Source organism: Rhodoferax saidenbachensis (assembly GCF_001955715.1).
Lineage (GTDB): Bacteria > Pseudomonadota > Gammaproteobacteria > Burkholderiales > Burkholderiaceae_C > Allorhodoferax > Allorhodoferax saidenbachensis.
The window spans coordinates 2,123,706-2,135,958 of the sequence record NZ_CP019239.1 but is presented as its reverse complement, the minus strand read 5'-3'; the positions used below and the strand labels follow the sequence as shown (position 1 = coordinate 2,135,958).

General features: G+C 60.3%; 9 protein-coding genes. All 9 read right to left on the bottom strand.

Translation table 11 applies throughout. The features are described from left to right. Positions 1-54 precede the first annotated feature (54 nt). The gene (typA, locus tag RS694_RS10165; RefSeq protein ID WP_029705634.1) at positions 55-1,878 is read right to left on the bottom strand and encodes a translational GTPase TypA; all 1,824 of its coding nucleotides are present in this window, start codon (positions 1,876-1,878) and stop codon (positions 55-57) included. Further along, positions 1,875-2,858: a tRNA pseudouridine(55) synthase TruB gene (truB, locus tag RS694_RS10160; RefSeq protein ID WP_029705633.1), complete on the bottom strand. Its 984-nt coding sequence runs from the start codon at positions 2,856-2,858 to the stop codon at positions 1,875-1,877. The genes typA and truB overlap by 4 nt, the downstream gene beginning before the upstream one ends. Before the next feature lies 1 nt (position 2,859). Beyond that, positions 2,860-3,237 (bottom strand): 30S ribosome-binding factor RbfA, encoded by a 378-nt coding sequence (gene rbfA, locus RS694_RS10155; protein WP_029705632.1) that lies wholly within the window; start codon positions 3,235-3,237, stop codon positions 2,860-2,862. Between the two features lie 18 nt (positions 3,238-3,255). After that, a complete protein-coding gene (gene infB, locus RS694_RS10150; protein WP_029705631.1) occupies positions 3,256-6,120 on the bottom strand; it encodes a translation initiation factor IF-2 in 2,865 nt (954 codons plus the stop codon). A 78-nt stretch (positions 6,121-6,198) separates the two neighbouring features. Then, positions 6,199-7,695 (bottom strand): transcription termination factor NusA, encoded by a 1,497-nt coding sequence (nusA, locus tag RS694_RS10145; protein ID WP_029705630.1) that lies wholly within the window; start codon positions 7,693-7,695, stop codon positions 6,199-6,201. 40 nt (positions 7,696-7,735) lie between these two features. Further along, positions 7,736-8,365, bottom strand: coding sequence for a ribosome maturation factor RimP (gene rimP, locus RS694_RS10140; RefSeq protein WP_051391645.1), 630 nt, complete (start codon positions 8,363-8,365; stop codon positions 7,736-7,738). Between the two features lie 121 nt (positions 8,366-8,486). After that, positions 8,487-10,082: an ABC transporter ATP-binding protein gene (locus RS694_RS10135; RefSeq protein WP_029705628.1), complete on the bottom strand. Its 1,596-nt coding sequence runs from the start codon at positions 10,080-10,082 to the stop codon at positions 8,487-8,489. Next, positions 10,082-11,125 carry an ABC transporter permease gene (locus tag RS694_RS10130; RefSeq protein ID WP_076069548.1) on the bottom strand — a complete coding sequence of 348 codons (1,044 nt, stop codon included), beginning with the start codon at positions 11,123-11,125 and terminating at the stop codon, positions 10,082-10,084. Before RS694_RS10130 ends, RS694_RS10135 begins: the two co-directional genes overlap by 1 nt. Positions 11,126-11,129: 4 nt before the next feature. Further along, positions 11,130-12,158: a microcin C ABC transporter permease YejB gene (locus RS694_RS10125; protein ID WP_076069545.1), complete on the bottom strand. Its 1,029-nt coding sequence runs from the start codon at positions 12,156-12,158 to the stop codon at positions 11,130-11,132. Positions 12,159-12,253 lie beyond the last annotated feature (95 nt).

Below are 12,253 nucleotides of genomic sequence, written 5' to 3'. Positions count from 1 at the left end.
TGGCCCCAGTCACGAACCGACAAGGACGACGCGCAAGCGCCGTCCCGCTAGCGATTAGTTACGACCAGCGCGCTTGCGGTCGCTTTCGGACAGGTGGCGCTTGCGCAGACGGATCGACTTGGGTGTGATTTCGACCAACTCGTCGTCCTCAATGAATTCCACACCGTATTCCAGCGTGCATTCAATCGGGGGCGTGATCTTGATCGCATCTTCCTTGCCGGACACGCGGAAGTTGGTCAGCTGCTTGGTTCGTGTGGCGTTCACCACCAGATCGTTATCACGGCTGTGGATACCCACAATCATGCCTTCGTACACGGGGTCATTCGGCTTCACGAACATACGACCGCGGTCATCCAGCTTGCCCAGGGCGTAGGTGAAGATTTCACCCGCGTCCATGGAGATCAGCACGCCATTTTTACGGCCACCGATGTCACCCTTATGCGGCTCGTAGCTGTCAAAGATGTTGGAGATCAGGCCGGAACCACGGGTCAAGTTCAGGAATTCGTTGGAGAAACCGATCAGGCCACGCGCAGGAATGCGGTATTCCAGACGGACACGGCCACGGCCGTCCGGTTCCATGTTCACCAGCTCGCCCTTGCGCTCGCCCAGGGCCTGCATCACGCCACCTTGGTGGATTTCTTCCACGTCGGCAGTGACCAGCTCGATAGGCTCGCACTTTTCGCCATTGATTTCACGGAACATCACGCGTGGCTTGGACACGGCCATTTCATAGCCTTCACGGCGCATGTTTTCCAGCAAAATGGTCAAGTGCAATTCACCGCGACCCAGCACTTCGAAGATACCTTCTTCGTCCGTTTCGTTGACGCGCAGCGCCACGTTGTGTTGCAGTTCCTTTTGCAGACGGTCCCAGATCTGGCGGCTGGTCACGTACTTGCCTTCGCGGCCCGCCAGCGGGCTGGTGTTCACGCAGAAGTTCATGGTCAGTGTGGGTTCATCCACCTTGAGCATGGGCAGGGGTGCGGGGTTCAGCGGGTCGGTCACCGTCACGCCGATACCGATGTCACCAATACCGTTGATCAGCACGATTTCGCCGGGGCCGGCTTCGAGTGTTTGCACGCGGTCCAGACCCTGGAAGGTCAACACCTGGTTGATACGGCCTTTGACGGACTTGCCGTCTGGGCCTTCCATGACGACCACGTCCATGTTGGGCTTGATCGTGCCCTGGCTGATACGGCCTACGCCGATACGGCCCACGAAGGTGGAGAAGTCGAGCGCGGAAATTTGCAGTTGCAGCGGTGCTTCGGGGTCACCCTTTTGCGAAGGCACGTGCTTGAGCACAGTGTTGAACAGGGCCGACATGTCAGGGCCCCACTGTTCACCGGGAGCGCCCTCTTCCATCGATGTCCAGCCGTTGATACCGGAGGCGTACACCACGGGGAAATCGAGCTGCTCGTCGGTCGCGCCCAGCTTGTCGAACAGGTCGAAAGCGGCGTTCACCACGTGTTGGGGACGTGCACCAGGCTTGTCCACCTTGTTCACCACCAGAATCGGCTTCAGACCCAGGGCCAAAGCCTTCTTGGTCACGAAACGCGTCTGGGGCATGGGGCCTTCTTGCGCATCGATCAGCAGCACCACGCCGTCCACCATGGACAAGGCACGTTCCACTTCACCGCCGAAGTCCGCGTGTCCGGGGGTGTCGACGATGTTGATGTGGGTACCTTCCCAGGTCACAGCGCAGTTCTTCGCCAGAATCGTGATGCCACGCTCTTTTTCGATGGCGTTGTTGTCCATGACGGTATCGACCACTTTTTCGTGGTCGGCGAAGGTGCCGGACTGGCGCAGCAACTGGTCAACCATGGTGGTTTTTCCATGGTCAACGTGGGCGATGATGGCGATATTGCGGATTTGTTTACTCATATTTCACTTTCTGCTAACTGTTCAATAACCTGTTGCTGTGCCAGCGTTTCACTGATCTCCAGCGGGCTCAAGAGCCGCACCGGGATCAACTCCCCCGCTTTCACATGGGCGGTGCCCAGCAGGCTGTTCGTGCCCGCTGCATACACCGCGACTTCGCTCGCATCGGGCCAGGGGCCGCGTCTGCGCATTCCACTCAAAAATCGTCCTGCATTCTCACTGTCCAGCGTGACAACGCTGTGTCCCGCCAGCAGCGCGTCCACCGGTAGCAGGCAGGCCATGCGCTCGGCTTCGCTCATGGCCTCCAGCGCTTCCAGCGTCACGCACTGCGTGGTATCGAAACCACCGGTGCGAATGCGGCGCAGTGCGCTCAAATGCGCACCACAACCCAGCGCTTCACCGATGTCTTCACCCAGGGTACGGATATACGTTCCCTTGGTACACTCCACTACCATTTTGATAGCTGGTTGCGCATTATCCATGCGGTTTTCAAGCACTTTTAATGCCCGAATCGTGACATCCCGCGGTGCCCGCTCTACTTCTATGCCGGCCCTGGCGTACTCGTACAGGGCCTTGCCGTCTTTCTTCAGCGCACTGTGCATGGGCGGAATCTGGCGTATGGGTCCGGTAAACCGGCGCACCACTTCATCCAACATTTCCGCCGTGAACTGCACAGGCCGCTCACTGATCACATCACCTTCGGCATCTGCCGTTGTGGTTTTCACGCCCAAGCGCAACACCGTTTCATAGGCCTTGTCCGCATCCAGATGCATCTGGCTGAACTTGGTCGCTGCACCAAAACACAGCGGCAATACGCCAGTCGCCAGAGGGTCCAGCGTGCCGGTATGGCCCGCTTTCTCGGCACGTAGAAGCCATTTGGCTTTCTGCAAAGCCTGGTTGCTCGACAAACCGATGGGCTTGTCCAGCAACAGCACCCCATGCACGGGGCGCCTGGCAACCCGTGCACGTGGCGCTGCTTGCATTTCAGCCCTCTTCGTTCTTGGAACGCGACGCCACTGCCTGCGCAATCAGCGCATTCATGTCGGCCGCGCGTTCGGTCGTCTGGTCAAAGAGGAAATGCAGGGTTGGCACGGTATGGATGTGCAGGCGCTTGAACAAACCGGCACGCAGAAAACCTGCCGCCTGGTTCAAACCTTCTGTACTCTCCGCCGGGTCGCCCTTGAGCAGGCTGAAAAAAACCTTGGCATGCGCGTAATCCGGCGTCACCTCGACCGACTGGATCGTCACCATGCCCACCCGCGGGTCTTTGAGCTCGCGCGCGATCAGCTCGGTCAGATCGCGCTGGATCTGATCGGCCACGCGGAAACCGCGGTTGGGGGTAGATGACTTCTTCTTGACCATGCTTGTTGCCAATACCTTTTACAGCGTACGGGCGATTTCCTTGACCTCGAAGAACTCCAGCTGATCGCCTTCTTTGATCTCGTTGTAGTTCTTAAGCTTGATACCGCACTCGAAGCCTTCCTTGACTTCGCGCACATCGTCCTTCATGCGTTTCAGGGAGTCCAGCTCGCCGGTGTAAATCACCACGTTGTCGCGCAGCAGGCGGAAATGCGCCGAGCGGGTGACATAACCACCGGTGACCATACAACCTGCAACGGTACCAATCTTGGACGCCACGAACACGGTGCGGATCTCGGCAAAACCGATAACTTCTTCGCGTTTCTCGGGGGCCAACATGCCGGACATCGCTGCCTTCAACTCATCGACGGCGTCGTAAATGATGTTGTAGTAACGGATGTCCACGCCATTGCCTTCGGCCTGCTTGCGCGCACCGGCATCGGCCCGCACGTTGAAGCCGATGATGATGGCCTTGGAGGCAATCGCCAGATTGACGTCGGATTCGCTGATACCACCCACGGCGGTGTACACCATCTGCACCTTGACCTCGTCGGTCGAGAGCTTGAGCAGCGACTGCGCCAGCGCTTCCTGCGAACCCTGCACATCGGCCTTGACGATGATCGGAACCATCTTGACGTCGCCTGCGGACAGGTCGGAAAACATGTTCTCCAGCTTGGCAGCTTGCTGCTTGGCCAGCTTGGTGTTGCGGAACTTGCCGGCACGGTAGGTGGCGATTTCACGGGCACGGCGCTCGTCGGTCATCACCATGAATTCGTCACCGGCTTGTGGCACTTCGGTCAGACCCTGGATTTCCACCGGAATGGAAGGACCTGCAGTCTTGATGGTCTTGCCGTTTTCGTCCAGCATAGCGCGCACGCGGCCATAAGTCTGGCCCGCCAGCACCACGTCACCGGTCTTCAGCGTACCGGACTGGATCAGCACCGTGGCCACAGGGCCGCGGCCCTTGTCCAGTTGGGCTTCGATGACCAGACCCTTGGCCAGGGCTTCGACCGGCGCTTTGAGTTCCAGCACTTCGGCTTGCAACAGCACTTGTTCGAGCAGCGTATCAATGCCCATGCCGGTCTTGGAGGACACGGACACGAACGGAGAATCACCACCGTATTCTTCAGGCACCACTTCTTCGACCACCAGTTCCTGCTTAACGCGCTCGGCGTTGGCATCGGGTTTGTCGGATTTGGTGATCGCCACCACGATAGGAACACCAGCCGCTTTCGCGTGCTTGATGGCTTCCTTGGTCTGGGGCATCACACCGTCGTCGGCCGCCACCACCAGAATCACGATGTCCGTTGCCTTGGCACCGCGTGCACGCATGGCGGTAAACGCCTCGTGGCCCGGGGTATCCAGGAAGGACACCATGCCGCGCGGGGTTTCCACGTGGTAGGCACCAATGTGCTGGGTAATGCCACCGGCTTCGCCGGCGGCGACCTTGGCACGGCGGATGTAATCCAGCAGCGAGGTCTTGCCGTGGTCGACGTGGCCCATGACGGTCACAACGGGTGCACGTGGCAGGGAAACTGCTTCCTGGCCGGACACGTCGTCATCGGTAAAGGCTTCTGGATCGTCCAGTGCCGCGACAACCGCTTTGTGGCCCATTTCTTCCACCACGATCATGGCGGTGTCTTGGTCCAGTGGTTGGTTGATGGTGACCATCTGGCCCATCTTCATCAGCGACTTGATCACTTCAGACGCCTTGATGGCCATCTTGTGTGCCAGTTCGGCCACGGTGATGGTTTCAGGCACGTGCACTTCAATGACGCGCGCCTCCACCGGTGCCGCCTGTTGGTGGTCATCACGGTCGCGGTCATGGCCGCCACGTTTGCCACGCGGGCCACTGCGCCAGTTGGTCGAACGACCTGCACCGGCACCGGTGTCACCACGGGTCTTGAGTTCTTTCTTCTTGGCAGGATCACCGGCCCAACTGCTGGACAGCTTGGCGGATTTGACTTCCTTGCCCGCTCCGGCCGGGCCGGAGGTGGTACCAGGGGCGCCGGGTTTGGCAGGCTTTGCCACGGCAGAGCCCACAGCAGGCTTGTGCAGCGTGCCTTTCACGCCAGCAGCAGGCTTGACTTCTTCGGGCTTCTTGGCAGCAACCAAAACCTTCTTGGGCGTGGCCATCATGTTGCGAATGGCGGCGGCTTCGGCTTCGGCCTTGCGGCGGCGGTCGCCCAGATCGGCTGCGCGCACGACTTCTTCTTCAGCACGGGCTTTGGACTCGGCTTCGGCCTTTTCGCGGGCTTCGGTTTGCACTGCAGCGCGCGCAGCAGCATCTGCCGCAGCCTGTTCCGTGGCTTCGGCCTTGTTGAGAGAAGCCTCGCTCTTTTTTTGGTCTTCGGCTGCAGCGTAGCTGGCAGCACGTTCCTGTGCTTCGCGCTCGCGTTTTTCGGACTCTTCGCGCAGGCGACGCTTTTCGACCAGGTCTTCTTCCTGGCGGCGGATCAGCTCGGCCTGACGGCGCGCTTCTTCTTCGCGGCGGGCCAGATCGGCATGGTCCACTGCGGGTGCGGTGGACTCTTCTTGTGCCGGCGCGTCCTGTTCGACGACTTCCGGTACTCCGTCGGCACCGTCTTCACGGCGCACAAAGGTGCGCTTCTTGCGCACTTCCACCTGAATGGTGCGGGCTTTGCCGGTTGCATCTGCCTGCTTGATCTCGGTGGTCTGTTTCTTGACCAGTGTGATCTTCTTGCGCTCGGCACTTGCAGTGCCGTGGCTGTTTTGCAGAAAGTTCAGCAAGCTGTGTTTGTCGGCGTCGGTCAGGACGTCGGAGGCGGCGGATTTGGCTACCCCGGCCGACTTCAGCTGCTCGAGCAGCGTGTCGGTGGATTTTTTGAGTTCATTGGCAAACTCGGCGACGGTCGTACTGGACATTTGTTCTGTAACCTTTAGCGTCGGCTAACCCGCCCGGCGGGCGATGGTTAGCCTTTTCTTAAACTTTTTTCATAACCATTACTCTTGAGAAGCGGCTTCATTGGTAAACCAATGTTCGCGCGCCTTCATGATCAGGGTCTTGGCTTCGTCCGCAGACTGACCGGTCATTTCTGTGAGCTCGTCGACGGCCAGGTCTGCCAGGTCGTCACGGGTGTGCACACCACCGTCGGCGAGTTTGCCAATCAGTTCGGGGGTCAAGCCTTCCAGATCGCGCAGGTCTTGCGAGACTTCTTCCACGCTTTCTTCATGCGCGATTTCCATGGTCAGCAGCGCGTCTTTGGCACGGTTGCGCAATTCGTGCACCGTGTCTTCGTCGAAGCTTTCGATCTCCAGCATTTCCTGCAGCGGCACATAGGCCACTTCTTCCAGGCTGGTGAACCCTTCGGCGATCAGGATGTCGGCGATTTCCTCGTCCACATCGAGCTTTTCCATGAACAGCTTGCGACCCGAATCGGTCTCGACAGCGGCCTTCTGGGCGCTTTCCGCCGCATCCATGATATTGATCTTCCAGCCAGTCAGCTCGGACGCCAGGCGCACGTTCTGACCGCCACGGCCAATCGCAATCGCCAGGTTTTCTTCATCGACCACCACGTCCATGGCATGGCGCTCTTCGTCCACCACGATGGAAGACACATTGGCAGGGGCCAATGCACCAATCACGAACTGGGCTGGGTCTTCGCTCCACAACACGATGTCCACGCGTTCACCGGCGAGTTCGTTGGTCACGCCGTTGACACGGGTGCCGCGCACGCCGACGCAGGTGCCGATAGGGTCTACGCGCTTGTCATGCGACAGCACAGCGATCTTGGCGCGCGAACCGGAGTCACGGGCGCAGGACTTGATCTCCAGCAGGCCTTGTTCGATCTCAGGCACTTCCTGGCGGAACAGCTCAATCATGAACTCGGGCGCAGAGCGCGACAGCACGATAGGCGCGCCACGCAACGTCAGGTCCACTTCCATGATCATGGCGCGCACACGGTCGCCCGTACGCAGGTTTTCCTTGGCAATCATCTCGCTGCGCTTGAGGCGGCCTTCGACACGGCCGGATTCGACAATGATGTCGCCCTTGTCCATGCGTTTGACGGTGCCCACAAAGATCTTCTCACCGCGCGACATGAAGTCGTTCAGCAGCATTTCGCGCTCGGCGTCGCGGATCTTTTGCAGAATGACCTGTTTGGCCGCCATCGCGCCAATACGGCCAATCGGCACGGACTCAATCGCTTCTTCGATGTACTCGTCGACTTCAATGTCGGCGATCTGTTCTTTTGCTTCGAACAGCAGGATTTCCTGGTCAGGCAGTTGCAGACCGGCTTCATCGGGAACCACATGCCAGCGGCGGAAGGTTTCGTAGTTGCCGCTGTCGCGGTCCAGTGCGACACGGATGTCCACGTCGCCGGCGTACAGCTTCTTGGTCGCCTGGGCCAGGGCTGCCTCAACGGCGCCCAGGACCACATCACGTTCCACGTTTTTCTCACGGGAAATTGCTTCTACCAGCATTAATAGTTCGCGATTCATGCCTTGACTCTCCTGAACACTCTTCAAAAACAAAAACTTCTTATTCGGCCGACGGCACTGCGCCATCTATACCGGCCACGCCGCTCGCATCTGCGATGCCACGGCCCTTGAAACTCACAATGGGGGCCAAACGGGCTTCCCGCAACTCGCCCAGCTCAAAACCCAGCGCCTGCAATGGTGGCGGCACGCGCTTCTTGCTGACCTTCTGGCCGGGCTTGACCTTGGGCGCATCGCTCCAAACGATTTGCCAGCCCACGCTGCCATCCGCTGCCACCACACGCTCCAGCGTGCCGCGAAACTTCTTGCGGTTGGCATGGACTTGTCCCTCTGCCGCAGCACCCATGGCCGCCTTCAGCGTGATGTCCACCTCATGGCCGACAAAACGCTCGTAATCCTGTACATGGCGCAAAGGACGGTCGATACCGGGCGAGGAAACCTCCAGCCGCTTGTATTCAACGCCGTCCACTTCCAGTGCAAACTGCAACTGGCGTGTCACCTTCTCGCAGTCCTCGACATTGACGAACTGCTCTGCCTGTGGAGTGCCTTCAGCGGCCTTCTGCCAGGGCAGGTCAATCGTGATGCGCAGCAAGCCGCCGGCGGAGCGTTCTATCTCCACCAGGTCATAGCCCAGACCGGCTACGGTTTGCTCAACAATTTCCTGCATTGCCACTTGAAATCAGCCCGCTCAAAAAACAATCGCCAAAAAAAAACGGGCGGTAATTACCCGCCCGTTTGGTCGTGAGCTTGGATTGTACTGCAAAACCGTGGTAAATGCCTTGATTTTTAACGGTTTATTGCGCAGCGGCCAGCAGCGTTTGGGTATAGGTGTTGCGTGGGGCCCCCAGGACTTGCTCCACCGTGCCAGTTTCGAGCAATTTTCCACCTTGCATCACCACAACGTGGTGCGCCATGGCGCGGATAACGGCCACGTCATGGGTAATCAGCAAATAGGCCAGGCCCCGCTCGCGCTGCAGACGCTGCAGCAGTTGCAAGATTTGCTGCGCCATGGTCACGTCCAGGGCGCTGGTAGGCTCGTCCAGCACCAGCAGCCGCGGCTGCACGATCAAAGCCCGGGCAATGGCGATGCGCTGGCGCTGGCCACCCGAAAACTGGTGTGGGTAGCGCTGCAGTAAGCCCGGGAACTGGGTTTCGGTCAGCCCCACCTCCTCCAGCGCGGCTTGCACCCGCTGGCGGCGCTCTGCGGTCGGCAAAGTCGGTTCATGGACCAGTAAGCCTTCCTGCACAATTTCTTCCACCGTCAGGCGCGGCGACAACGAAGAAAACGGGTCCTGGAAGACCACTTGTACACCCCGGCGCAAGGCGCGGTCGGCCAGCGTGCCAGCGCCCCAGGATTGACCCAGCACCGAAAGCGAACCACCAAACTTGAGCAGCCCTAGGGCCGCCAGGGCTAGCGTGGATTTTCCGGAGCCCGACTCTCCCACGATGCCCAGGGTTTGGCCTTCAGCCAGATCCAGGTCGGCACCGGCCACGGCCACAAACTCCCCTTTTTTGAACCAGCCAGCCACGCCGGGGCGCGGCACCGGATAGGCCACGCGCAGGGCGCGGGCTTGCAACACGGTTGGGGCACCATCGCGTGCGGCAACCACATCGCGCACCGGCTGGCTGGCCATGAGCCGGCGGGTGTAGGCATGCTGCGGCGCGGCATAGACTTGGGCTACAGCGCCCTGCTCCACGATATGGCCGTTTTCCATGACCGCCACGCGGTCGGCAAACTGGCGCACCAGGTTCAGGTCATGGGTGATCAGCAGCACCGCCATACCGTGTTTTTGCTGCAGCTGGGCCAGCAACTCCAGAATCTGTTTGCGCACGGTCACGTCCAGCGCGGTGGTGGGCTCGTCGGCGAGCAACAGTTTGGGTTTGCAGGCCAGCGCCATGGCGATCATGGCGCGCTGGCGCTGGCCACCCGAGAGCTGGTGGGGATAGGCCCTGGCGCGCCGGGCAGCATCGTCAATGCCCGTGTCAGCTATTAATTCAATAGCTGCTTGCGCACACTCCGCGCGGGTTAGGCCCACTTTTAGCTGCAAAATCTCGGCTATCTGCTCGCCAATGGTGAGCACCGGGTTCAGGGCCGTCATGGGCTCCTGAAAAATCATGGCGATGTCCTGACCGCGGATGGCTTGCAGGCTCCGCTCTGGCAAGGCCAGCAAGTCAACTGCAGATTTCTGCGCCCCAAAACGGGCCTGCCCCTGCACCTGAGCGCCCTGCGCCAGACCCAGCAGGCTCAAGGCCGTGACGGTTTTGCCCGAACCGGACTCCCCCACCAAGGCAAGCTTCTCGCCCGGAGCGATGGTGAAATCCACGCCGTGCACAACCTCCCGGCCACCAAATGCGATACGCAGGCCTTGAACTTCCAACAGAGCGGCCATCAGTGGTCTGCCTTTCGGGGGTCCAGCGCATCCCGCAGCGCGTCGCCCATCAGGGTCAGCAGCAACAGAGTGACCACCAGCACGGCAAAGGTGGAGAGCGATATCCACCAGGCATCAATGCTGTTTTTGCCCTGCGACAGCAATTCCCCCAGCGACGGTGTACCGGGTGGCACACCCAGGCCCAGAAAGTCCAGCGAGGTAAGCGCCAGAATCGCGCCGCTCATGCGGAACGGCAAAAACGTGACCACAGGCGTCAGGCTGTTAGGCAACACGTGGCGCGTGATGATTTTCCAGTTAGACACACCCAGAGCGCGGGCAGCACGCACATAGTCCAACTGGCGGTTGCGCAGGAACTCGGCGCGCACATAGTCCGACAGCCCCATCCAGCCAAACAAGCTCAGCAGGACCAGTAACAACGAGATACTGGGCGCGAACACTGCGCTGAAGATGATCAGCAGGTACAGCTCGGGCATGGAAGTCCAGATCTCGATGAAGCGCTGGAACGCCAGATCGGTTTTGCCGCCAAAAAAGCCCTGAATGGCCCCGGTGATCACGCCCAGCAGCACCCCGGTAAAGGTGAGCGCCAGCGCAAACAACACGCTGACGCGAAAACCGTAAAGCAGTTGGGCCAGCAGGTCGCGGCCACGGTCGTCCGTGCCCAGCCAGTTGGCGCGGCTGGGCGGTGCCGGGTTGGGTGCTGTGGCGAAGTAATTCAGCGTCTTCGCACCGTAGCGGTTGGGCGCAAACAAGGCCCAGTTGCCGGGTTCGGCCAGGCGCTGCTGGATAAACGGGTCCAGGTAGTCGGTGGGCGTGGCGAAGTCACCGCCAAAGGTGGTCTCGGGGTAGTCACGCACCATGGGCCAATAGGTTTGCCCTTGGTAGACCACCACCAACGGCCGGTCGTTGGACACCAATTCCGCGGCCAGGCTGAACAGCACCAATACGCAGAACACGATGAGGCTGACAAAACCCAGGCGATTGCGCCGAAAGCGCTGCCAGGCGCGGCGGCTGGGGCTTTGGCTACGGGCGGGGGTGGTGGGCATGGGCTCAGTCAAACGTGACACGGGGGTCCACCCAGGCGTAACAGAGGTCGGACACCAGCTTGGTGACCAGGCCGATCAGCGTGAACAGATACAGCGTGCCCATGACCACGGGGTAATCACGGCGGATCACGCTCTCGTAACTCAGCAGGCCCAGGCCATCCAGGGAAAACTGGGTTTCAATCAACAAGGCCCCCGTGAAAAACGCGCCCACAAAGGCGGCCGGAAAGCCCGTGATGATGGGAATCAACGCGTTGCGGAACACATGTTTCCACAGCACCTGCCCTTCCGACAGGCCCTTGGCGCGTGCGGTCACCACGTACTGCTTGCGAATCTCTTCCAGAAAGGCATTTTTGGTCAGCATGGCGGTAACGGCAAAGCTGCCCGCCACCATGGCCGTGACCGGCAGCGCGATGTGCCACAGGTAATCGGTGATGCGGGCACCCCAGGACAGCGTCTCCCAGTTGGCCGATGTCAAGCCGCGCAGCGGAAACCACTGCAACTGCCCGCCAAAAATCACCAGCAGTGCCACACCCAGCACAAACCCGGGGATCGCATAACCCACCAGCACCAACAGCGACGTAATCAGATCGAAACGGGAGCCTGCGCGTACGGCTTTGGCCACGCCCAGCGGCACCGCGATGAGGTAACTGATAAAGAAGGTCCACAGGCCCAGACTCATGGACACAGGCAGCTTCTCCCACACCAATGTTGACACGTCCTTGTTGTGGAAAAAGCTTTTGCCCAGATCGAACTTGGCGAACTGCACCAGCATCTGCCAGAAACGCTCGGGCGCGGGCTTGTCAAAGCCGTACAGCGCCTTGGCCTGCGCGATGCGCTTGGGGTCCACACCTTGGGCGCCACGGTAGCTGAAGCCGCCGCCATCGGCCCCGGTACCCGCACCGGCCTTGGCCTCCGCCAGATACTGCTCCACGGGGCCACCCGGCACAAACTGGATCACGGCAAAGGTGAGCAGCAGCACGCCGAAGAGCGTGGGCAGCATCAGGGCAAGGCGTTTGAGGGAGTAGAGAAACATGCGGCGATTATGGAGACGGGCGAGCGCCGCCGGGCCGCCCCAAGGCGCGAGGGCCCCCTTGGGGGGCAGCAACCCGCTTTCGCATCTGCTGTTGC